The sequence below is a fragment of the Lysinibacillus sp. OL1 genome (assembly GCF_004332175.1).
Classification (GTDB): domain Bacteria; phylum Bacillota; class Bacilli; order Bacillales_A; family Planococcaceae; genus Lysinibacillus; species Lysinibacillus capsici.
Genome location: NZ_SJDS01000005.1, coordinates 132,756 through 156,433 on the forward strand (window position 1 = coordinate 132,756; position 23,678 = coordinate 156,433).

27 protein-coding genes and 1 other annotated feature are annotated in these 23,678 nt (G+C 37.8%); of the genes, 5 read left to right on the plus strand and 22 right to left on the minus strand.

The features are described 5' to 3' along the window. Positions 1-2 precede the first annotated feature (2 nt). From metG to rsgA, 4 genes are all read right to left on the minus strand, one after another. Positions 3-1,637: a methionine--tRNA ligase gene (metG, locus tag EW028_RS11260; RefSeq protein ID WP_131520928.1), complete on the minus strand. Its 1,635-nt coding sequence runs from the start codon at positions 1,635-1,637 to the stop codon at positions 3-5. A 56-nt stretch (positions 1,638-1,693) separates the two neighbouring features. After that, positions 1,694-1,954 (minus strand) — a binding site (T-box leader). An 87-nt stretch (positions 1,955-2,041) separates the two neighbouring features. Further along, positions 2,042-2,689: an HAD hydrolase-like protein gene (locus EW028_RS11265; protein ID WP_131520929.1), complete on the minus strand. Its 648-nt coding sequence runs from the start codon at positions 2,687-2,689 to the stop codon at positions 2,042-2,044. Positions 2,690-2,704: 15 nt separating this feature from the next. After that, positions 2,705-3,130 (minus strand): FosM family fosfomycin resistance protein, encoded by a 426-nt coding sequence (gene fosM, locus EW028_RS11270; RefSeq protein ID WP_131520930.1) that lies wholly within the window; start codon positions 3,128-3,130, stop codon positions 2,705-2,707. A gap of 17 nt (positions 3,131-3,147) precedes the next feature. Then, positions 3,148-4,218, minus strand: coding sequence for a ribosome small subunit-dependent GTPase A (gene rsgA / locus EW028_RS11275; protein ID WP_004231826.1), 1,071 nt, complete (start codon positions 4,216-4,218; stop codon positions 3,148-3,150). A gap of 392 nt (positions 4,219-4,610) precedes the next feature. Here rsgA and EW028_RS11280 point away from each other — a divergent pair, with 392 nt between their 5' ends. Both EW028_RS11280 and EW028_RS11285 read left to right on the plus strand, forming a co-directional pair. After that, positions 4,611-5,693: a type III polyketide synthase gene (locus EW028_RS11280; protein WP_131520931.1), complete on the plus strand. Its 1,083-nt coding sequence runs from the start codon at positions 4,611-4,613 to the stop codon at positions 5,691-5,693. A 1-nt stretch (position 5,694) separates the two neighbouring features. Next, positions 5,695-6,237, plus strand: coding sequence for an isoprenylcysteine carboxyl methyltransferase family protein (locus tag EW028_RS11285; protein WP_112116796.1), 543 nt, complete (start codon positions 5,695-5,697; stop codon positions 6,235-6,237). Positions 6,238-6,257: 20 nt separating this feature from the next. On the opposite strand, the gene EW028_RS11290 is transcribed toward EW028_RS11285, so the two are convergent. Next, positions 6,258-7,451 carry a GTP-binding protein gene (locus tag EW028_RS11290; protein WP_131520932.1) on the minus strand — a complete coding sequence of 398 codons (1,194 nt, stop codon included), beginning with the start codon at positions 7,449-7,451 and terminating at the stop codon, positions 6,258-6,260. 169 nt (positions 7,452-7,620) lie between these two features. Here EW028_RS11290 and rpmG point away from each other — a divergent pair, with 169 nt between their 5' ends. Further along, positions 7,621-7,770, plus strand: a complete 150-nt coding sequence (gene rpmG, locus EW028_RS11295) for a 50S ribosomal protein L33 (RefSeq protein WP_004231780.1) — start codon at positions 7,621-7,623, stop codon at positions 7,768-7,770. 148 nt (positions 7,771-7,918) lie between these two features. On the opposite strand, the gene EW028_RS11300 is transcribed toward rpmG, so the two are convergent. From EW028_RS11300 to EW028_RS11315, 4 genes are all read right to left on the minus strand, one after another. Further along, positions 7,919-8,653: a hypothetical protein gene (locus tag EW028_RS11300; RefSeq protein ID WP_048394108.1), complete on the minus strand. Its 735-nt coding sequence runs from the start codon at positions 8,651-8,653 to the stop codon at positions 7,919-7,921. Positions 8,654-8,664: 11 nt separating this feature from the next. Beyond that, positions 8,665-8,946 (minus strand): hypothetical protein, encoded by a 282-nt coding sequence (locus tag EW028_RS11305; RefSeq protein WP_112116799.1) that lies wholly within the window; start codon positions 8,944-8,946, stop codon positions 8,665-8,667. After that, on the minus strand, positions 8,939-9,511 hold the full coding sequence (locus tag EW028_RS11310) for a hypothetical protein (protein ID WP_048394104.1): 573 nt from the start codon (positions 9,509-9,511) through the stop codon (positions 8,939-8,941). Before EW028_RS11310 ends, EW028_RS11305 begins: the two co-directional genes overlap by 8 nt. Before the next feature lie 84 nt (positions 9,512-9,595). Next, positions 9,596-10,246: a BMQ_0737 family morphogenetic spore coat protein gene (locus EW028_RS11315; RefSeq protein ID WP_004231775.1), complete on the minus strand. Its 651-nt coding sequence runs from the start codon at positions 10,244-10,246 to the stop codon at positions 9,596-9,598. Positions 10,247-10,481: 235 nt separating this feature from the next. On the opposite strand from EW028_RS11315, the gene EW028_RS11320 reads away from it, so the two are divergent. Beyond that, entirely contained in the window at positions 10,482-11,669 is a 1,188-nt protein-coding gene (locus tag EW028_RS11320; RefSeq protein ID WP_131520933.1) for a hypothetical protein, read from the plus strand. A 163-nt stretch (positions 11,670-11,832) separates the two neighbouring features. After that, positions 11,833-12,447: an exosporium glycoprotein BclB-related protein gene (locus EW028_RS11325; RefSeq protein WP_009370618.1), complete on the plus strand. Its 615-nt coding sequence runs from the start codon at positions 11,833-11,835 to the stop codon at positions 12,445-12,447. Between the two features lie 132 nt (positions 12,448-12,579). On the opposite strand, the gene EW028_RS11330 is transcribed toward EW028_RS11325, so the two are convergent. The 13 genes from EW028_RS11330 to EW028_RS11390 all read right to left on the minus strand — a co-directional run bounded on the left by EW028_RS11330 (position 12,580) and on the right by EW028_RS11390 (position 23,665). Next, positions 12,580-13,092 (minus strand): YfiT family bacillithiol transferase, encoded by a 513-nt coding sequence (locus tag EW028_RS11330; RefSeq protein ID WP_048394098.1) that lies wholly within the window; start codon positions 13,090-13,092, stop codon positions 12,580-12,582. 267 nt (positions 13,093-13,359) lie between these two features. Then, the gene (locus tag EW028_RS11335; protein ID WP_131520934.1) at positions 13,360-13,839 is read right to left on the minus strand and encodes a hypothetical protein; all 480 of its coding nucleotides are present in this window, start codon (positions 13,837-13,839) and stop codon (positions 13,360-13,362) included. Between the two features lie 72 nt (positions 13,840-13,911). Continuing rightward, on the minus strand, positions 13,912-14,556 hold the full coding sequence (locus EW028_RS11340) for an aspartate/glutamate racemase family protein (protein ID WP_131520935.1): 645 nt from the start codon (positions 14,554-14,556) through the stop codon (positions 13,912-13,914). Beyond that, positions 14,553-15,041, minus strand: a complete 489-nt coding sequence (locus tag EW028_RS11345; RefSeq protein ID WP_131520936.1) for a GNAT family N-acetyltransferase — start codon at positions 15,039-15,041, stop codon at positions 14,553-14,555. The genes EW028_RS11340 and EW028_RS11345 overlap by 4 nt, the downstream gene beginning before the upstream one ends. A gap of 82 nt (positions 15,042-15,123) precedes the next feature. After that, positions 15,124-16,695: a BCCT family transporter gene (locus EW028_RS11350; RefSeq protein ID WP_066037974.1), complete on the minus strand. Its 1,572-nt coding sequence runs from the start codon at positions 16,693-16,695 to the stop codon at positions 15,124-15,126. 119 nt (positions 16,696-16,814) lie between these two features. Next, complete coding sequence (locus EW028_RS11355; protein WP_131520937.1) at positions 16,815-17,585, minus strand: alpha/beta hydrolase; 771 nt, start codon at positions 17,583-17,585, stop codon at positions 16,815-16,817. Continuing rightward, positions 17,585-18,364: an ABC transporter ATP-binding protein gene (locus tag EW028_RS11360; protein ID WP_048394302.1), complete on the minus strand. Its 780-nt coding sequence runs from the start codon at positions 18,362-18,364 to the stop codon at positions 17,585-17,587. Before EW028_RS11360 ends, EW028_RS11355 begins: the two co-directional genes overlap by 1 nt. A gap of 29 nt (positions 18,365-18,393) precedes the next feature. Beyond that, positions 18,394-19,389, minus strand: a complete 996-nt coding sequence (locus tag EW028_RS11365; protein WP_016993066.1) for a FecCD family ABC transporter permease — start codon at positions 19,387-19,389, stop codon at positions 18,394-18,396. A gap of 28 nt (positions 19,390-19,417) precedes the next feature. Continuing rightward, positions 19,418-20,425, minus strand: a complete 1,008-nt coding sequence (locus EW028_RS11370) for a FecCD family ABC transporter permease (RefSeq protein WP_009370610.1) — start codon at positions 20,423-20,425, stop codon at positions 19,418-19,420. Positions 20,426-20,580: 155 nt separating this feature from the next. Then, on the minus strand, positions 20,581-21,564 hold the full coding sequence (locus tag EW028_RS11375; protein ID WP_048394087.1) for an ABC transporter substrate-binding protein: 984 nt from the start codon (positions 21,562-21,564) through the stop codon (positions 20,581-20,583). A 204-nt stretch (positions 21,565-21,768) separates the two neighbouring features. Beyond that, positions 21,769-22,599 carry a helix-turn-helix domain-containing protein gene (locus EW028_RS11380; RefSeq protein WP_131520938.1) on the minus strand — a complete coding sequence of 277 codons (831 nt, stop codon included), beginning with the start codon at positions 22,597-22,599 and terminating at the stop codon, positions 21,769-21,771. A gap of 10 nt (positions 22,600-22,609) precedes the next feature. Further along, complete coding sequence (locus tag EW028_RS11385; RefSeq protein WP_103118936.1) at positions 22,610-23,074, minus strand: DinB family protein; 465 nt, start codon at positions 23,072-23,074, stop codon at positions 22,610-22,612. A gap of 21 nt (positions 23,075-23,095) precedes the next feature. Continuing rightward, entirely contained in the window at positions 23,096-23,665 is a 570-nt protein-coding gene (locus EW028_RS11390; RefSeq protein WP_048394081.1) for a nucleotidyltransferase family protein, read from the minus strand. Positions 23,666-23,678: the final 13 nt, after the last annotated feature.

Genomic DNA, 23,678 nt, shown 5'->3' on the forward strand with positions numbered 1-23,678 from the left:
TCCTAGTGACTATCCCTAACTAGTTTTTGATATTCCTCATCGATTCGTTCGATATCAAGACGTTCAAATAATGGTGTCACCTCTCGAATGACTTTAGGGAGATCTACCTGCTCATGCCACATCATTTCATTTATACCTAACATATTTCTTACTTTCTTTGCTGAAAACGGTAAGAAAGGATGCAACAGCTGTCCTAAATTCGCAATGATATAGACACAAGTTGCTAATGTACGATTACCTGCCTCTACGTTTTCTTTTACCTGTAGCCATGGCTGTTGTTCATCAAAATAACGATTAGCTCCTCGAATATACTCAAAAATAGACTCTAATGCCTGCTTGAAATGACCATCTTCGATAAGAACGCCCGCTTCATTAAACAATTGTACGGTTTGTTTTCGAATGTCGCTATCCACCTCCGCTTGTGGCACCTGACAAGCAAATGATTTCTCAATAAACTTCAATGTACGGTTTACAAAATTGCCATAGGCTCCGAGTAGTTCGCCATTATGGCTATAAATAAATTCCCGCCATGAAAAATCAGTATCACGATTTTCTGGCGCATTCATCGTTAAGAAGTAACGAATAGAGTCCGCATCATAACGGCTTAAAATATAAGGAACCCATACAGCCCAATTCTGACTAGTAGATAATTTGCGTTTTTCTAATGTTAAATACTCATTAGATACGATATGGGTAGGCAATGCCTTGGATCCAATTCCCATTAAAATGGCTGGCCAAATAACTGTATGGAATGGAATATTATCCTTCCCATGTACATAGTATGAAATGGTCTCTTCATTCCATAAATCTTCAATAGCTATTTGATGCTCTTTTGCCCATTCTAAGCTTGCTGTTAAGTACCCTGCTACAGCTTCAATCCATACATATATTTTTTTCCCTTCAAAACCTGGCACTGGAACATCTATGCCATTCGGTAAATCTCTTGTTACTGCTCGGTCGGGAACTCCCTCTGCCAAGTATCGCTCCGTTAACCCTAAAGCATTGTCACGCCAACGTTTCTCGGCTTTCGCTTGTGCTAAATAAGACTCCAACCTTCCTTGAAATTGACTAAAGGTAAAATAAAAGTGCTCAGTTTCCCGAATAACAGGTTCGTTCCCACATATTTTGCAGCGCTTATCAATTAAATCCAATGGGTCTAAAATTTCTGAGCAGTTATCACATTGATCTCCCCTTGCTTTCGCTCCACAATTTGGACAGAGCCCCTCGACAAATCGATCTGGTAGAAATTGTTTATCCGTCTCACAGTAAGCCTGTTCAATTTTCTTCTTGTATAAGAAATTATTAGCCAGTAGCTGTAAGAAAAGGGCCTTAACGGATTCATGGTGGTGCTCCGCATCCGTTCTTGTGTACAAATCATAGGTAAATCCTAAATCATGAAAGCATCTTGTAAACTCCTCATGATAGTGATTAGCTATAGCTTCTGTCGTTGTATTTTCTTGGGCGGCACGAATAGAAATGGGTGTACCATTACAATCACTGCCCGATACATATAAAACCTGCTCACCTTTTTGTCGGTAATATCTAGCCAAAATATCACCTGGTAATAATGCGGCAACATGCCCTAAATGCAAAGAGCCATTTGCATACGGCCAAGCGCCTCCAATAACAATCGTCATTCTAAATTGCTCCCCTCACAGAAAAAATGATAAAAAAAATCGCCCTAATCAAATCTGATTAGGACGAGTATACCCGTGTTACCACCTATATTTACAAATAGCTCACACTATTTGCCTCTATCAGTACGTCTTCACTCAAAAAAGAGATACTGCTGCTGTTGTAACGAGTGCCCATCTCGTCGTAATCTACTGGCTAAAAAGCTTTCGGTACGAAGCTCAAAGGTCATTTTCAAAAGGGTTCATTTACCTCATTTCCACCAACAGAGGCTCTCTATAAAATGCTAATCCAATTTACTTTTCCTTCTCAATGCTTTTTCTATAGGATTGGCATTATTTTACGCCTTCTTGTGAAGAATTGCAATGACTGTTATAAAAGCGTCTTTTTTTTAATTCATTTTCTTGAGTTAATCGAATGTAACCTTTAGCAAATCAGTTAAATCATCAATTACTATATCTGCTTTTTCTAACTCCTTATCTTGTGCAAAGTCAAAGCGAACACCTATTGATAGTAATTGATTGTCATGTGCAGCTTGGATATCCGAAGAACGATCTCCTACCACTGCTCCATAATCAATTTTATTTTCATCTACAACTCTTTTTACCAGATCTGATTTATGCCCACTTGCAATTGCTTGAATGCTATAAATTCCTTTTATAAAACGCTCCAACTGATAGGTTTCGACGATTGCCTGTAAATAGTCAACCTGTCCATTACTCGCTATGTATAACGGATAATTCTCTGACAATGTTGCAAGGGTTTGTTCAGCGTTTGGATACAAAGCACCTTTATGTCCACGTATTTGCTCAATCAGCTTTACATGGAATAATACATTGCTCTCTTCTCGTATCTCTAAAGCATGCATAGGACATAATGTTTCCCACACAACAGGTAAAGGAACCCCCATTATTTCTCTATATTTTTCTATAGGTGTTTCTCCCTGCCACAAGCCGTTTGTCCGCAGCACATCAAATGTTGCATCGAGCGCAGGCTCTAAAATAAGATTGGTTTGAAATAATGTTCCGTCCATATCAAAAATAAACGCTTTATTCATAAAATCTCTCCTTCATTAGTTATCAAAAAACAACATATGCTGCTTTTCTTGCTTATAAAAACTCAAACGATCCTGCAAAGTTCCTGTATGAAATTCAAATTTATGACCATCAGGATCTGTAAAGTAAATCGATTTTTTATCCTTTTCATCTCTTTGCCGACCTGCTAAAATATTGACCTTTAGCTGCACCAATCTGTCATACATATTATCAAAGTCATCCTCAGCGATTGTGAAGGCAATGTGTGTATAGGAATGATGGATGTCATTACGGGGTATATCCTTTTCTACATTAAGAGCTAGCCACAGCCCATTTACATCAAAATAGGCTGTGCTGTTCCCCTTTACTAGCAACTTGGCATCAAATACTCTTTCATAAAAAGTGATGGATTCCTCTAAATTAGAAACTGAAAACAATAAATGATTGATGTTTTGAATTGTCATGGTTGTGCTCCTATTGATTATTTCTTCCCCTTTTTCATTCCCTTGGCTATTTGCTTCCACTTGCGCTGCTCCTCAAGTTTTGCTTGCGTATTTGTTTTGCGCTCCATATAAGCCAATTCTCTTTGCAGCTTAAAATAGCTTTGTAGACGATATTGGTCCAAGTCTCCATCTACTATAGCTTGCTGGACAGCACAATAAGGCTCTTTTTGATGTGTACAATCACGATAACGACAAGCTGTTGCTAGTTCCTCAATATCTTGAAAGCTAGAAGCTAAACTATCCCCTTGATCCCACAATTGAAGCTCACGCATCCCTGGCGTATCAATTAGACAGCCGCCAGCAGGCAATACTACTAGCTCTCGATGGGTTGTTGTATGTCGTCCCTTGGCATCATCCTCACGTATACCAGCTACTTTCATCAGTATCTCACCACATAAAGCATTTGTTAATGTGGATTTCCCTGCTCCAGAAGACCCCAATAGTGCCCCCGTGACCCCCTCTGTGAATAGCGTCTGAATTTCTTTTAGACCTTCGCCCGATAGAGCACTCGTTACAAAGATATCCACACCAAAGGCTACAGACTCCACTTCTTGTACTAAGCTCGAAACATCTTCGCATAAATCAGCTTTTGTCAGGACAATAATGGGCTTTGCCCCTGAATCCCAAGCAGCCACTAAATATCTCTCCAAACGTCGAATATTAAAATCTGCGTTCAAGCTCATAACAAGTAACACAATATCGACATTTGATGCGACAATCTGTTCTTGAATTTCCGTTCCTGCAACTTTACGTGAAAATACAGATTTTCGTTGGAATAGCTGATGAATAATTGCTCGTTCCTCTCCGGGCATTTTCTCCACTAGCACCCAATCACCAACTGCTGGATAGTCCTCCCTCGCTAAAGATGTATACGCATAATGACCAGCAATTGTCGCAAGCCATTCTCCCTCTTCAGCTAACACCCGATAAGAATGCTTATGCTCTAAAGTAACCCTTGCAGGCACACAATTTTTTAATTTAGCCTGTTTTTTCATTTCTATCATTTGCTCTTCAAAATATGTTGTAAAACCTAATGTTGTTAAATTCAATTTATTTTCCTCCTAAACGTATGATGCCTCAGCGAAAATAGTTGTCATCCGCAAGAGGCCCTATCGCAATTCACCTTTTGGAACTACAATAAAAAACCTTGTAGCTGCAATTCGGCAGTTACAAGGTTTCACAGGCACGTTTAAAAGATACACAAATACCCCAAGTTATGGCACGGCGTCACTTTGTATATTTTAGGCGTGTGAAATTGAACAAACCGGATTGCAGTTCGCTAATTACAGATCTATTCATCATGTCACATCACCTACTTTCCATTTAGTTGTTATCAATATAGCTAAATTTTCAGAAATTGTCAATTACAATATTATAAGCATTTATTCCAATCTTCCACGCATACAATGAACAAAACCATTAAATGCGAGGAGATGTTGGATTGCCTAAAATCATTTCAATTAGCACATATCAACCACCTTACACATTACAGCAAGATAACGCAGAGGAACTAACGAAAGAGCTTTTTTATGCAAAAATTCCAAAACTAGAGCGCTACTTAAAGGTTTTTGAAAATGGTGGCATCGACACACGCCATTTTTGTGTGCCAGCTGAATGGCATCGTACGAATCACTCCTTTGAAGAACGTAATAATTTATATATTGAGTTAGCTACACAATACAGTGTAAGTGTCATTCAAGCATGTTTAGCTAATTCAGCTTTTTTATCCTCATCTATTCCTACTGAGGACATCGATGCCATCATTTTTGTTAGCAGTACAGGAATTTCAACACCTAGCATTGACGCACGTGTTATGAACAAGCTTCCCTTTTCAGATCGACTTAAACGCATTCCTGTATGGGGTCTTGGTTGTGCAGGAGGAGCCGCTGGTATAAGCAGAGCCTATGATTTTTGTAAAGCCCATCCACATGCAAAGGTACTTGTCGTTTGTGTCGAGTTATGTAGCCTCACTTTTCAGCCAAATGATTTTTCTAAAAGTAATTTAATTGGTGCTTCCCTTTTTGCCGATGGTGCAGCATGCATACTTGTTTGTGGGGATGAAGTAGCTATCGCAACAAAAAGGCCAACCCCTAATATTCTAGCTACAGGTTCTAAATGGATGCCAGATTCGGAAAATGTAATGGGTTGGGATGTGAAAAACAACGGGCTTCATGTCGTTTTCCAAAAAAGTATTCCTTCTATTATTACCAATTGGCTCGGACCTTTCATTGAGCAATTTTTAATGGAACAAGGACTGTATAGCGAACAATTGACTCATTTTATTGCGCACCCTGGGGGAAAAAAGGTATTAAAAGCTTACGAAGATACACTTTATCTATCTCCCCAAAAAACCGACATTTCTCGGGAAATATTGAGACGACATGGTAATATGTCATCACCGACAGTGTTATACGTATTAGAGCAGTTTATGTTAAATGAAGGACAAGTGGAGGATACAGGCTTGCTCGTAGCTCTTGGCCCTGGTTTTTGTGCAGAAGCTGTATTATTAAACTGGAGGGAGTAACATGATCTTCTATTTTATTTTTATCCTTGTCGTTCTACAAAGATTGACAGAGGTTGTTATTGCCAAGCGCAATGAGAAGTGGATGCTTTCTCAAGGAGCCTATGAAGTAGGTGCTTCACACTACCCCTATATGGTAGCCATGCATATTAGCTTTTTTCTGTTTTTAATAGTGGAAATCGTCACAAACAACAATGGTATCTCGCCCTTATTTCCGTTATTTTTTATATTATTTTTAGCTGTGCAGGCTTTAAGAATCTGGTGTATTCGCTCTTTAGGCACTTTTTGGAATACAAAGATCCTCATTTTACCTGACGCACATGTTGTTCGTAAAGGGCCATATGAATATATGCGCCATCCCAATTATGCGGTAGTTTGTTTAGAAATCCTTTTGCTACCACTCATGTTTCAGGCATACTTTACAGCATTTTGTTTTACATTACTCAATATTACAATGCTTTCTGTCCGAATACCTATAGAAGAAAAAGCATTACGAGATGCTACTAATTATAATCGTGTATTTCAAAAGAAGATTTCGGAGTCTTAGCCGAAATCTTCTTTTCTTCTTTATTGCCATTCCCAGTTAAAGGGATCTTGTAGACGTTCCCAAGGGTTCTGAAACTCTTCATTTGTTAACAAACAGTTGTCCAACTGTTTAGTGATGTCTTCTCGATCTAGATCAATGCCAATAATCACAAGTTGTGTCATTCGATCTCCGAACTCTTCATCCCAATCTTCCAATACTTCAGGGCTTTGCTGGAATACATCCTGCTGCTGGGCTTGAGAGAGTGCCGCTACCCAATAAGAGACTGGTTCAATTTTTGCAGATGACCCCGCTTGCGATAATAATAGCGCAACTTCCTGATGTCTTGCACTCCAAATAATACCCTTTGCTCGTACTATTGAATCTGGCATGTGATCACACCACTCAACAAAGCGCATCGGATGAAACGGTCTTTTGCGTTTATAGGTAAAAGAAGAGATCCCGTACTCCTCAGTCTCTGGTGTATGGTTTTCATGACCAAGCTCCAACTCCTTTAACCAACCAGCCGATTCAGAGACACGTTCAAAGTCAAAGCGCCCTGTATTTAAAATTTCAACTGGATCAATAACACCATTTGTTGTACGTATAATTTTTGCCTCAGGCTGTAATGCACGTAAAATACGTTCTAATCGCTCAAGCTCCTCTGCGGATACTAAATCGCACTTATTTAAAATAAGGACATCACAAAATTCAATTTGATCAATAAGAAGGTCTGCAACATCACGCTCATCTAATTCACCAACAGCTTCCTTCCGCTCCAATAAGCTTTCCCCAGACTGAAAATCATGCCAAAAACGATGGGCATCTACGACAGTAACCATTGTATCTAATCGACAAAACTTCGTTAAATCAATGCCAAGCTCCTCGTCTAAATAACTAAATGTTTGTGCAACTGGAATCGGCTCACTAATCCCTGTCGATTCAATCAAAATGTAATCAATATTGCCTAGCTTCGAAAGACGTTCCACCTCCTGCAATAGATCCTCTCGTAATGTACAGCAAATACAACCATTCGATAGCTCCACAAATTTCTCTTCTGTACGTGATATACCGCTACCATTTGCGATAAGCTCCGCATCAATATTAATTTCACTCATATCATTCACAATAACAGCGACACGTAAATCCTTTTTGTTTTGCAATACATGATTCATCATTGTTGTCTTACCAGAACCTAAATATCCACTCAATACTGTAACAGGAATTTTCTTTGTCATTCTTACAACTCCTCAAATCGTAATCATTACTATTTACAATTTGTAATTAAATCATATTATTTTGGAAAATGCAAAGCTTTTTATTACTAGTGAAATTAAACTTGACAATATCCAGTAAGAAATATATTGTTTAAATCGTAATAATTACTATTTAAAAGGAGGTCCTTCAATGCGTGTACAAGTAACATTAGCCTGTACTGAAACAGGTGATAAAAACTATATTACTACTAAAAATAAACGCAATAATCCCGAAAGATTGGAGCTTAAAAAGTACTCCCCTCGCCTGAAACGCGTAACCTTGCATAGAGAAACAAAGTAATATTGGAATAGGGGGTCAAGATGAGATGCTTTGGAGCGCCTTCCTCTTCTTTGTGAGCGGTTGAACCTTCTTAAAAGCTTCTTATTCGAATCAAAAAAATGACTGTTTCAAGGGTACACTTTGAAACAGTCATGATGAAATTTTATAGCTAAAGCTGCTCACTATTGATTTCTAACGCTAATTCATTCAATTTCTCATCTAATTCATCGAGCATGCGTAATCTAAAATCTATTTGTTCATCAATATTAACTCCTTGTTTCATTGATGTGCTACCATCCTTAGATTGTTTCTTTAATGCAACTATTTCATTGGATAATCTCTCAATATCTAGATTTTTCGTCTCTAACTCACTTAGTAAATGTCGATGAAGGCTGTCCGATTCTACTTTCTCTCTATGGTATTTTTCTAGTGTCTCTAAAATATTCTCCATTTGTTTACTTGCTATGGTTGTATAGTCACTTAACTTTTTATCTATGCCTTCCACAATAGACCTTTCATTTGAATCGATCGAAGCCTCCTTCGATGCTTGAAATTTGTCCATCAATGACTTTTTTTCAGCCCGCAATTCTGCCAATTCCTTTAATAATGCCTCAATGGATGCAATTTGCTTTTTTCTTTGTGCTTCTCTCTTCTGAATTTCTTCATCGTAAGCTTGCAATTCTTTATCAAAGTCTCTTTTCAACTTTAGGAGCTCCATCGAAAGTTCTTTTTTATGCCTTGTTAATTGAACATTTTCTCGTTCAAGTCGAAGAACCAAAGCATAATAATCACTATCTCTAAGTCTTTTTACTTCATTTTTGTACTTGGCTAACTCGGCCCTTAAAAAAATAATCATTTGTTGGAGCTGTATTGGATCATTGTTTTTCACAATATCATTGTCCATCATCACACCCCCTAGCCTGAATATCTTTTTAGTAAATCGACCACCTCTTCAAGCTGCTCTCTACTTTCCTCTAGTAAATCATCCAGCTGCTTCATCCATTTTTCTTCTAACTTTGAATTCTCTATTTGTTCAACATGACTCTTTTCGCCTGAAACAAGATAAGCCATTAATAGCTGTAATGTACTTTTTTCAAGAAAGGCAAAGCTATTATCTTGTTCATTACGACGACTTAGCTGTTCCTTTACTAATTGTTGAATTACACTACCGAACTCTTGTTTTTCGTTGTCACCCATTGTCTTCCTCCTGTGTTTGGCCCATTCCATTTAGATTAATTGGATTTAAAACAACAACACCTTCTGTGAGCTGATCGCAATATGTAAAACCCATAATCGTGCCTGAATATGATAAATTATGGGACCATTTTATTTGAAAATTGGTAAATGAAATGGTTTCATTCGGTTCGATTGTTGATTTACCAACTGGTCTCAGCCAATACTCCTCTTTGCTTGATTTGTCATTAAAACGCTCCCACTGACTCTGCCCCTGAGTTTTAAAATTCGGAGTGAAATTTTCATGAACATATCTCCCTGAAAAGTAAAACGGTGACTCCTTGGGTATTGTTATACACAAAGATGGGTTCGTGACGGCTGCACTACCAATATTACGAATATGATAGGAGCCTAAACATAAACTCTCTTGCTCAGGATCATAAGAAATATTAAGTGCAGTTGTAAAATAACTAATGAGGTTAATCCTATTCGGAATTGCTAATTCCTCAACCAATCTTTTAATATCATGAACATAGGCATTTGTTTGTTCTTTTAGTGCCTGTATCTTGTCTTCAATACGATCTGCCACTTTAAACCTCCTTGTTATTTCCATTAAAAAAAGAGAGGATTACCCTCTCTTCATAGTATGACTTTCTTCTTTTTGTTATCACAATTAACCAACAGTTGGGAAAATAACTGGGCATTGTTGTGGACGAACCGCAGTTGGACATGAGAATGGTAAGTCTGCTCTTGGTTCGCAGAAAGTTGCTAAAAATTCCACAGTAACTGGGAATGTAGATTGAATACTTTGACAAACAGCAACAGTAATTGTCAACGCAGAGAACGTGATTGTACCTGCTGCAGCACCTGTTCCAACACTAAGTGTTCCAGTTGTACAAACGAAGCAATCTAAATCTGTGTATAAAATTTCAACGTCTGTTCCCTTAGGTGCACATAATGTCACTTGCTCACAGCGAGAAACTGGAATATTATTGCTTGTGAAAACAGTACCATTAGGTAAAGTAACGACAATTGTTAGAATGAAGTTCTTTTGAACATTTAGATGTTGCAGACAAACAGTTGATCCATCAATAGAGAATTGGCGATTCTCACGGTTCAGAATCACAATTGGATTTGTAGTTGCTGGAATTACTCGACAAGTAACAATAGCACCTGTTAAGTCAGTAGTTGCTGTAACACCTGGGAATGTAATTGGTCCAGTAGGTGAAATATCAAACGACATTTCTTTTACAATCCAGTCGTATACCTTATCAACATTTATACAGATTAGTTCCTGCGCCTGGGATGGCATATGCTCTTGCATCCTTTTGACACCTCCATAAAATTTTTATCTTTCGTTTGTAGCATATGTTTTTCAGCTATAAGTGCATGGGCTAACAAATAGTTACATTGGATATTTATTAAAATCAATCAAGATTTGTTTTCATACACTTCCCTCATTAACGATACGAATCAAAATGTTGAAAGAACCGTTATATTTGTAACAGAAAGTCAATATTTTTAATAAACTAATAATGGACTGAAAGGGGTGAACTACAATGGAAGAGTCAAAATTGTATACCACTCAAGAAATTGAAAATTTAAAGGAAAAAATTGAATCTTATAGAGAATCGTTAACCTCGTTAAAAATGGGGAAGTCAATTGAAGATTTCCTTTATATGAAGCAGGAGTTTGATGGACTAAAAACACAGATGGCCCATTTAGAAGGGATTACAGAGACATTGGATACTAAACAAAATTCATATATAAAAGGATACGACGATCAAATTAGGGTTCTTTCAACACAGCTTGAGTCTTTGAATCAAACCATTGAAGGAATGAACCAAGAGATTTTATCAATTTTAAATAAACTGTTGCCAGTTAAAGGAAATGATACAAAAACCATAATGCCCTCCATTGACATGCCTGCTCAAACCTATTCTAATCTTTTACCTAGACAACCTAGAATGACACAGACAGCAGATCAAACTACAATTACATCAGCACAACCTTCTTATAGACTACTACAAAGTGTGGCAGGTAAAGCCAAAAACCACCAACCAAATGTAAATATCGGGGGTCCCTCTCCTCAGAATGGTCTACCGGAAACTAAACCTGAAGAACGGCATTTTAATCAGCAATATTTCCAATCAATCAATACGCACCCCAGCCAAATATACAATGGTTTATACAGAAACACGACAGTTGAATCCACCTTCCATTTTAAAAATGCCATGGATGCAAAGGAAGTTCCAGTAAGTGTATATGATCCATCTGCCGTACAGCCTGCTTCAAGAGAAGAAAACATCGAGAATGATACTTTACAATCTTCTATAGTTAATGAATCAGATAGCACTAAAACTGAAACATTAAATAATCCTATGGAGGTTGTGAAAATTGAGAATGAACATAACAATCTTGAGAATCCCATTGTAACGAATGAATCGATAGAACAAGTTATCTTTGAGCAACTTAGCGAACCTGTTAGTCAAGACATTGAAGCAATAGCTAGTGAGCCTCTCAACCAAATCATTGCAGAAACAGTAGCAGAACCTGCAGCTATAGATCATTCTCCTTCATTAGAAACAGAAGAATATGTTGAAGTGTATCATGCTGATGCAACCTATGAGGTTCATCCGTCCTTTGAAGAAGAGATCATGCAACTTGAATCTGTAAACAAGCCGATTGAGGAAGAACATAAAAAGGGAAAAAACTCATTTTTCGATTTCTTTAAAAGATGGAGTTAACATTATCTTAAACATCCACTATGTCAAAACATACATAGTGGATGTCTTTATGTGTTAAATAAAAGCAGTCATAAAGAAATCATTGAATTTATAGGTGAAATAGATAATTGCCCTTAACCCCTAATCTGAAATGAATAGAATAATGAAGAAAGGGGGTGTAAAAATGTGTTTGAATAACTCAATGTGTGGCTGTTCAGGTAACGGTCATGGTAACGGGGAGTGTACTGCACTGGGGCCTTTTATCGGCGTTGATGCTGCATGTATTACTCCACCAGTAGCTACAGGCTCGATCATCCCATTCTCTTCAGGACCAACTCCTGTTATCTTAGTATCAGGTCTTGGTGGCTTGATCGGTACAGTTAGTCTTGTAGGATTCGGTACAAATATTACAGGGATCAGTCTTACTGGTACAATTATAGATTTATCAGCTGTTACTGGCACGGAAGCCTTTTCAGTTCCACGTGCTGGTACTATTACATCTATTTCTGCAACCTTGAAGTCCACAGTTACTTTAGCTCTTACACAACCAGCAACAGTCAGAGCACAAATTTACCGCGCGGTTGCGGGAAGTAGTATTTTCAGTCCTACAACAGCATTTGTCGATTTAGCACCAGCTCTCACAACGTTAGCAGTAGGTACTCTTACATTTGGAACTGCAAACGTTACACCAGTGCCAGTGGCTGCTGGTGATCGTTTATTAATGGTGTTCTCCGCTACTACTTCATCACTTGTGGAAACTATTACTGGATCCGTAAGTGCAGGAATTAATATTATATAAAAATTTACATTCACAAGTTAGATTATAGCTACTTTACAGCATCCTTGTGTAAATTACTTGAAATCAAAAGTAATAAGTAAAGTAGGCGATTTCCTTCAAATTAGGAAATCGCCTGTTTTCACTCTGAAATCTTTATTTAACCAATGCATTTTGAATATGTGCCAAATGATGCTTACCATGCCATGCATAAAGGCCAATTGCATGCTCAAGAGTCGTTAGGCCTGAATCAGGATGATTAAAGGCTCTTTGTAATTGTTCATCCGATAAGCTTGACAGTAAATAAACCCAACGTTCATGTAAGCTTTCAATTAAATTAAAAGAAATTGCTACTGGCATTTCAGAATCTGGTAGCTGTGCCCATTCTGCCTCATTGTATGGCTTAATGGTTGGTACATCCTCTGTTAACGCTAGCTTAAAACGAATATAGCTATTCATATGACTATCAGCAATATGATGGACTAGCTGTGTCACAGTCCAGCCATTTTCACGGTAAGATTTTACTAAGTCTTGCTCGCTTGCACCACTTAATGCCTCTGCAAGTTGTTTTGGTAACAAACGAATTTCATTAATCCACTCTAGTACTTGCTGTGAATTCATTTCTTTGGGAAATTGGAATTGTCCAATGGGATAACGTAAATCTTTCATACTGCTGACCTCCATTTTATTTTTTATATTACCAATTTAATATTTTTCTTGCTACAACCATGCACTGTAATTATCTATGTTCAATAGCTTTTCGCATTTAAATTTCTGAATGGCGTCTTCAGCATCTTGTGCATTTCAGAAATATGAAAGCAATACACAATGCAAGCTTACATGCGCACACCATACACCTTCTTTCCCAATACATATTCTAACAATCAAAAACCCTTATTTTATAAGTATAAATAATTACAATATAAGGGTTTACTATTATTCCTGGATATCGTATATCAACGTATCAAAGTATTTTTCATTTGTATACAGTAGAATAGCCCATTCACCAGGCTTAGGAACTTTCACATGAGAAGGTGTATGAGCATCTGCTCCATTAACAGGTCCTCCGAGTCCTATGCTCCAACCATTCGCTAAAATCGGTTGTATGACTTTAGAGTCTCTATGGTATCCAATAACTGTTAATTCTGTATCTCGTACTTCATCTATTCCCCATAGATGCCACATCCATTTTTGTGTGCTTAGACTAGGCATATTCGCACCAATGACACCCGACTTATCAGCATTACCAATAATGCCTCTATCACCAAATTCCACTGCCTTTTGATTCCAATCAACTGATTCAATATCACTTTCTTTCACAAAATCAGGTAGATCCTCTGGCATTGTAACATTTGCTTTGTCTGTACAACCCACTAAAAATAATAGCAATATACATCCAAATACAACTCGTTTCATAAAATCCCCCTTTCTTATGAAACGTTTGTTTTAACCAGATTGTTACAGATAATTCTGTAAATTATGAAACTATCATTTTATCGTACTCTTTACAATATCAACTAATGACTTTAATGGATGGAGAATTGTAATCGCCGTGTGATCTTCAAATCGTTGTGCTGCATCCACCATCGATAGCTGGGCAACTGATATGGATTTTTCTTCAGCTGACAAATTATGTAAAGCCCTTAAAATAGCATCATCATAGGCTTCCTTTTTCCCCTGCATAATGAGATTAAATGTATGCTCAATAATTTTTCCCTCTACATCTACTGATACTCCTTGATGCTTAGCATATTGGTGAAGTCTTGCCATCGTTCCTTCGACAGTTGCAGGATTTGTAAAAAGAATAAATTGAGGCTGTTGCTTACATATACTTTCAAAATAGGGCTCATCTATCTTGATGATAGGGATCGAGGGATCGAACAAAGTTTCATCCTCTAATAAAGCAATATAATTTGTACACGTTATTAAAATGGCATCCACATCACAGCTAATCATCCATTCAATTTGCTCCTTAACTTTACGTGCTAAACCATCACTACCTTTAGACACGTGCTGTATCACGCCAGGGTCTACAAAATGGAGTATCTCTATGTCTTCAGCGCTTTGAAAAGCCTGCTCAATGTATTGTATATTGGAATAATGAGCATGCAAGCAGGCGACCTTTTTTCTCAATTAAACTCCTCCTCATTGGAAAGTCTCTTTTCCATTGTTGCTATTACTAGAGAGTTACCATTACGATTCTTCACCATTTCCTCTTTCGTTACAACATAACCTAAAGAACGATATAACTCAATATTACGTGGAACACTCATACGTACTTTGCACTGACTAATTGTAATCCCCTTCGATAGTGTATATTGTTCAAGCCAAGAAATTAGTGTTTTAGCTAAACCTTGTCCCTGTCTTTCTGGGATAACTGAAAGTCTAAAAAAATAAATTCCCTTTGTACTGAGGGTAAACCTTACCATGGCAACTGGCTGTTTTTCGATATAGCCAATAAACGCTTGTTCACTTTGCTGCATTGCCTGCTCAATAGAATCCACCGTTTCACTTAGTGCACTGGATGGTGGAGTAGCTTTTTCATATTCTTGAAACGCCTGTACCATCACCTGATGTATAACTGGGGCATCCTTGCTCTGTGCTAAAACAATTTCCATCCTAAACCACCTCTTATCGTTTTTTATTCATAATAGTGCATATTAAAACAAAAAGAAACCGTATTATTTCGAATACGGCCTACTACTTAGTATGTTTGTCTTTCACTTTTGCTTCCTTTTCAATATGCTTTCTCGCTATTTTCAAACGTTGGATATCCTTTTTCTTAAGAGGAATAATCTCTTCCTTCATCATCTTAATATAAGAAATCATTAATAAAAGTAACACCACTGTAAAGGGTAATGCAGCAATTAACGAGGCCGTTTGTAATGCTTCAAGACCTCCTGTATACAATAAAACACCTGAAATAGCTGCCATCAAAACACCCCATACAAACTTTGATAAAATGGTGGGATTTAAAGATCCTTTTGTCGTCATACTTGCCATAATAAAGGTGGCGGAATCAGCAGAGGTAATTAAAAATATTATGATTAAAAGTATTCCAATTGTGGATGCAATCATTGAAAGTGGTAAGTGTTCAAAAAGCTGGAAAAGAGCAACCGTTACATCATTATGAACAGATTGAGCGATTTGTGCATCTTGATGTAAATCAAACCACATCGCAGTTCCTCCAAAGGTCGCGATCCAAAAGCAGGCAATGAGGGGCGGAATAATTAATACACCTATAATAAATTCTCGTATAGTCCTGCCTTTGGATACACGAGCTATAAAGGAGCCTACAAATGGTGACCAAGCAATCGCCCATGCCCAGTAAAAGATTGTCCAATCCTTCACCCAAGTTCCACCAACATATGGCTGCATCCTTAAACTATATTGAATAAAATTTGAAATATAATCACCAATAGCTAATGTAAAGGTTTCAAGTATAAAGATTGTTGGGCCTGTAATAAAAACAAATAAGAGTAAGACAATTGCTAAAGTCATATTGACATTACTCAGAATCTTCATCCCTTTTTGTAGACCTGTTGTGGCTGATAACATATAGCCAATAAACATGATAAGAATAATGGCCACTTGCAAGATAAATGTATCTGGCAAACCAAAAACAAATGTCAAACCTCCATTTGTTTGTAATACGCCTAGCCCTATAGACGTTGCTACTCCCATGACGGTAGCAATTACTGCGAGAATATCGATCGTTCCTTTAACGACTCGATTTGTTCCAGTGACAGGCTCTAAAGCAGTGGAGATGAGCATATTTCTTTTTTTATTGAATTGTACAAAGGCCATAACAAGGCCCAATATGGCATAAACAGACCACTGGCTTAATCCCCAATGAAAGAATGAATATCCCATCGCAAGTCGGGCTGCATCCGTTGATAGAGGCTTTGTGTCACTGAATGGAGGTGAAAAATAATGACTCATCGGCTCAGCTACACCCCAAAAGACCAGACCGACACCAAGTCCAGCTGAAAAGAGCATGGAAATCCATGTTAGAAAACTAAATTCAGGACGACCATCTTCTGACCCTAAACGAATAGTGCCATATTTGCTAATTGCCAGTCCGAATAAAAAAAGAACGATAATAAAGACTGACATTAAATAAAACCAGCCGAAATAATCCGTTGTCATATGAAATACGCTGTTTGCTACGTTCTTAAATTTTTCTGGTATCGTTGCTCCAATAATGACCAAAAGAAAAATTGCTCCACTTGAAATAAGAAATACTGGGTTTCTTAAAATTTTATTTTGCATACAGCGCCTCCATTTATCCCAGACAGATGACCAAATTTCCTTTATTATGCGTATCATTCGTTAATTTTATTAATAAATAAAAAAGAAACCGCATTATCAAAAGACAATGCGGTCTACTATTAATGTGATTTATGCATAAAACGTATGGCTCTACTCATAACAGTTGGTACGATCGAAGCATGATTTTCGTTTAAAGCCTCATAAAATTCAACATTCATTATTTTTTCTAATACTGTCGCCATTTGGCGCGCATCATCCACCATAAAGGTTTCAAGTTCACCAGCGCTCAAAAACAAAGTTTCGTTCATGTCTTGATGCTCGTTCAGAAATACTGAAGCACACTGCACTAATTCATGCTCATTCCACCAAATGGATGGGCTAATAGCTAGATAGCGCTGGAAGCTGGATTGGTGGTGAAATAGTTGCCACAGTGCAAAGTAACCTCCTAGAGAATGACCAAATAAAGCTTGCTGTGCTTGATTTACTGGATATTGTGCCTCAATCGTCGGCTTTAGCTCTTCTTCTATAAAGCGACTAAAATCCACTGCTCCTCCAAGCTTCTCATGACCTTTTCCTTTAAATCTTGCTGGATAAATATAAGACTCCGCAGGTGCTGTAAAATCATAAAATCTTCTTTCACGCATATCGTCGCCATGACCAATTCCAATAACAATAGCTGGAAGGATACCTGTTTTTGGTGCATTACGACTTTGTAGACGCACCGCTTCCTTTACAAGGTTAAAATAGGATGAGCCATCAAGTACATACAAAACTGGAAAGCCATCTTGTGGCGCTTCCTCCTCTGGCACATAGATATTAATCGTGTACAAATAATTTGTCAATTTTGAAGTCATTTGTTGTGTAATGTAGTCTACTTTAGTTGTATTCATTAGATATCCTCCTTCAAAATTTCATAGCCATAACATACAGGTGTATTGGTTACAGGATCTTCCATAATACGTGCATCAATATTAAATACTTTACGCATTACCTCAGCACTTAAAATTTCCTGTGGCGTGCCAGTTTGCATAATAATACCCTTACGCATTGCAATAAGATGATCTGAATATCTGGCCGCGTGGTTAATATCATGTAGAACCATCACTACTGTACAGCTGTGGTGCTCATTTAAACTTTTAACAATGTCCAATACCTCTAGCTGATGCGCCATATCTAAATAAGTAGTAGGTTCATCCAATAGCAAGATATTTGTTTCTTGTGCTAAGGCCATAGCTAGCCAAACACGCTGACGCTGACCTCCTGAAAGCTGGGCAAGCTCCCTATTTCGATATTCCATCGTATTAGTAACTGTTAAAGCCCATTCAATCATTTCCTCATCCTTATTCGTTAAACGATTGACATTGTTGCGATGTGGATAGCGACCATACGCAATTAACTCCTCCACTTTCAATTGACCAGGAGCTATCGGTGTTTGAGATAATATTGCTAGTTTCTTGGCAATATCTTTGGTCGATAAATTTTGCATATTTTGCTCCTGCAAATATACCGTACCTTGTTGTTTTTTTAAAATACGTCCTATCGTTTTAAGGAGTGTAGATTTACCACAACCATTTGGACCGATGATTGTAGTCACTTTGCCCTCTTCTATCGTTAAATTTAACCCTTCAAAGACACGTACCTGCTCATAACCTGAAGCCAAATTTTCCATTCTAAATGCAGTTTGCACGCCATTTCCTCCTATGCCTTAGATTTCACCAGTAAATACAAGAAATATGGAATCCCAATAATTGAAACGACAATACCTACAGCCAGTTCCGATGGTGCAAAAACGGTTTTACCAATAAAATCAGCGAGGATTAACAGACCTGCACCAATTAAAGCACTCACTGGCATAACATAACGGTGCTGAATACCAACAAGCTGCTTGGCAATGTGTGGGGCCATTAAACCTATGAAGCCAATACTCCCTGATACAGACACACAAGCACTGACAAGACCTACACTGGCTAGTAACAGCTTCATTTTCTCCTTTTCAACAGCTATTCCTAAACTTGTGATGCTATCCTCTTCAAGCTGAAAATAATCGAGTAAATATGATTTTCTATGCACATATATTCCTAAAATCAAAAGCCAAGGTAGCATCGTAAGCGCAAAGATCCAATTCGCATTATAAATTGAACCTGCCATCCAAATAGCCGCTGACTCAAAATCTTGTGCACTCATTTTTAAGGATAGGAACAAGGACAAAGCTCCAAATCCACTATTGATAGCTATACCAGTTAAGATTAATCGCTGCATATCGAGATGACCATTTTTTAAAGCAAATGAAAAAATCAGGATAGCTGCAATTGTTCCACCGATAAAACCGAATAGTGGCATCATTAAAATTGACATCCAGCTGTTCATATCTGCACTCACTAGCTTTACTTGAAAGAAGTACATGAATAGTACGACTGCTGCACCAGCTCCAGCATTAATCCCTAATATTCCTGGATCTGCTAGTCCATTGCGTGTAATCCCCTGTAATACAACTCCTGCCATACCTAAGCCAATACCGACAAGTCCAGCAATGACAATCCGAGGTAAACGGAACTCAAATATAACAAGATCAAACTTTGAATTTGACTCGATCCGTAGCAATGTTTTGATGACATCCATTACAGACATATCAAAAACACCATTTGTAATATGTAAATAGCTCGCAACTAAAATCATTAAAACAAGCATCAGCATGGTTAAAAAGAATACACTTGAGGTTTTTTTATGCACGTTTTTCACCTCCGTGCTTACGAACTAAATATAAGAAGAATGGTACACCGACCAATGCGGTTAAGACACCAATTGGCGTTTCAAATGGATAATTGACAACGCGGCTCAGGACATCACAAAGCGCTAAGAAAAAGGCTCCAATGACAGCTGCACAAGGAATAATATAGCGATAATCAACACCAACAAGGAAGCGTGTAATATGTGGTATGACTAACCCTACAAAGGCGATTTTCCCTACAAGTGCAACCGCTGTCCCTGTCAAACATACGACAGCTAGCATGCTAATAATACGTACTGCTTTTGTTTTCTGTCCTAGCCCCATGGCAATATCTTCACCTAATGAAGTAATGGTAATCGCTTTTGCCGATAATAAAGCCAAGATCAACCCAGTTAAACCAAATGGAATAGAAAGAATCAGCATATCCATATTTACCATATGTACCTTTGTGTTATACCAAGCACTTACTGTTTGTGATACTTGGAAATACATCGCAATAGCAGTAGCAATACTACTTAAAAATGTGCCAATGACCGTTCCAATTATGGCTAGCCTTACTGGAGATAAGCCATTGCGGATTAACGAGCCAAAACCAAAGACAATACCAGCTCCCAATGCAGAACCAAGCATCGATAATAAAATCATTTGATAGTTTGGTAGCCCTGGAAAAAAAACAATGGCTAATGTAATGACAAATGCAGAGCCATCATTGACACCCATTAATGAAGGCGAGGCTAAATAGTTTCGTGTAATCCCCTGCATAACTGCACCGGCAACTGCTAAAAATGCTCCAACTAGTAATACCGCGGCAACTCTTGGAATACGGCCTGTTCTTATAATTTGATGATCGACATCCGATGGATCAAATGCTGTCATCGACTGCCATACTGTAATGGCACTAATATCTTTTGTCCCATACATAACAGAAATAAGTGCCACAAGGGCAATAAGGAAAGGAGATATCGCTAATATTGAAAACGACACTATGTTTGTTTTTTTCAACTTTCACACCTTTTTCTTTATCCATTTTGCGGTACACAATATCAATCACTTAAGTGTATACCCGTAACAACTGCCTGCAATGAAAAATGCCACATCTTACAAAAGGCTGGTAATAGCCCGGTGATACCACCAAATCTACTACCAGCCTGTTTATACTATTTAAATAATTTTTCAGCTGCAGCATCTAAGAATTTCACCTTAGACCAAGCAGTACCACCTTGTGCTAATGGCTCAATTGTGTTGACGAAAACTTGATTATTTTGTGTTGCCTTTAAGCTAGTGAAAATTGGATTCTTTTGTAGCTCCTCTAAAGCTTTTGGCGTATCCTTATTCTCGGAATCCTCGAATTGCAGGAAAATCACATCTGGATTTACTTGTGCTAATGTTTCAAGTGATAGTTCCGCTTGCGCCTTAGCTGTTGTAACAACTTCTGGTACAGGTGCTCCTAAATCTTCATATAGAACAGGGTTTAAATAAACGCCTGCTGGATAGATGTACATCACTCCACCACGAACACGGATGATTAATACTTGCTTATCTGCTAATTGCTCCTTGGATTTTACTTGGGCATCAGCAACTTTGGCTTCATAGTCAGAGATGATTTTCTTTGCATCCTCTTCCTTCCCAGCTAATTGTGCAAGCAATGTTAAATTTTCTTTCCAATTTGTTGAAATATGTGAGTATGGAATCATTGTTTGAATTTTGTTGAGCTTTTCAGCCGTTTCTTCAGGGAATTTCGAAGTACCCACAATTACATCAGGATCCAGATTAAGAATGGCTTCTGCATTTGGCTCCATTTTATTTCCTACAAGTGTAGCTCCTTCAAAATCTGTTGCTAGATAGGCAGGAACTTTTCCACCTACTTCTAGAACACCTACTGGCTTAATACCAAGCATTGCCGCATCTTCCATTGATTCAAGACTGGCAGCGACAATGTTCTTTACTTCGGCTGGTAGCTCATATTGCTCGCCTAAGTACGTGATGGTCTGCGTTGATTTAGCTTGCTCTGTCTGTGATTCTGTTGCACTTGTTTCTGCTGTATTAGCTGTTGATGTTGATTCCTCTGCTTTGTCTGTTCCACATGCGGCCAGTGATAATGCTAATAGTGCTGGTGCACACATTTTAAAATATTTATTCATAGATATTCTCCCCTAACGAGCTCATATTGATAATGATAATCGTTTTCATATATAAGTCAATATATAATTGATACTCATTATCATTTACGGATACTATCCTAACAAAGTGAAAAAAGATTGTGAATGGACGATTTCGAAAATGACATGGATTTTTGCCGATTTAAGCAATAAAAAAACTGCTTCTTTTTTATAAGAAACAGTCAATTATACATATCTGGCTTCCTCTATTTTTAACTTGCGATAGGCTGAGGGAGATAAACCCGTACACTTTTTAAATACTCTGCTAAAATAAAAACAATCTACATATCCAACACATTCTGCAATTTCAGCTACAGGTATTCCACCATATTCTAGTAAGTCTTTCGCACGTCGTATACGGTATTCTGTTATATATGTACTTGGATTCATACCTGTATGCTGCTCAAATAAATAAGCAAAACGACGACGCTCAATGCCCAGTTCCATCGAGATATTTGATACTGAGATTTGCTGTGAAAAATTTTCATGTATATACTGTAATGCCTGTTCCATTAATTCGCTGGCACTATCTAAAACCTGCATTTTTGCCGCTACAAGGATATCTTCCAACAAATTCATAAATAATGTCTTAGACTTGAATACAGCCATATTACCAGGAAAGGAATAGCTTTCTACTAATTGCTGAACATGGCTAATAATTTGTGTGTTAAAGCCTGTATTGATTAGAAAATGTTGCTCGGCTAGCGGATATAGATTTATTTCTTCTGTAGGTAGGCTGTAATGAACAACTGCATACTCCCAACCTTTATGGCCAGTCGCTCTCACTTCTATCGGCATCTGGGGGCCAGCATGGGCAATCATTCCTGGCTCCATCATATAGGGGGTTCCATTAAAGCTAAAGATCGCACTCCCTGCAAGTGGCACTACTATACCACACTTTTCTGGAGCTGTTGTTCTACCAGTATCTACTTCACCTGGCTCCATTTTTTTAGTAAAAACATCTGTAAATTTTACAGAAGCATGTGCAAAGTAATCAATTAAATACTTGATATCCATATGCTAACTCCTATACATGTATAACATTCTGAATCTGTGAAAAATGATGTAAATCATGATTGATTAATCCTACAAAATAGTCGATTATAGTCATTTCTGACTGTCCAATTTTAAATGACTGTTGCCATTGCTCATCTGTCCATTGCTGAATGTCCTGCAATAATTGACGCCTTGTGGAAATAAAATCATTCAATGTTTCCTCCATTGTTTGTTCACGGCTTTTCTTAGCTGCCATCGTATTCAAATGTGCTACATCTGGCCCTTTCGGCAGACGCTCATCTGTAAAGAGAAAAGGAATTCGGTAATTTTGCACAAACTTGTCCCATGGAGGAAGATGCCCAATTACCTCTGCAACCGACCATTTCCCAGGTTCAATGGGCATACGCCATTGTGCCTCAGATAACCCTCGTAAATTATCTATCCAATCTAAAGATTTTATATAGTGTTTAATGACATAGGTTTTATCTTGTTGCAATTGTTCCCCCTCTTTCTTTTTTTATTGAAGATGAATTTTCAATTCTGGCCAACATAAATGCCATTGTTTTTGCTGAATTCTTTGACGATAAATCGCATAGGCATACTTATTTTCTAGGTAAAACGATGTTGGCTCTACTATGCCTGCTCCTAAAAGATGAATACCGTACGGTGCTGCAATCTCTAGTACCCCATCTGATAATTTTACTCCAATTGCCGTTGGGATTTCTGGGAAATGAGAGATTCCATCAACAGCAGATTGATATGGTTTACTACCATTTAGGACATGCATTCGTGCTTGATTTTTCACGGACCAAGGCTCGTTTGGAGATAACTTTCTCAGTTCTTGCTCATACTGCTTCTCTACTTCTTCTGCTAAATTTTCTTTATCAAAATATATCACATCAATATCAGCAATTGGTGTTCTTTCCTCCTTATTGTGAAGGTAATCCCATACCTTTGAGCGAATAATTCCTGCGCATATCCACCAATCTGGTAGTTGCAAGTTTTCTACTGTGGATAAAATGCTCATCATCCAGTCATCAGATGCAATTAAGTTCTTCAGCTCTTCCTCCGATTGAAGCAACCTCATTCTGTCAGCCTCC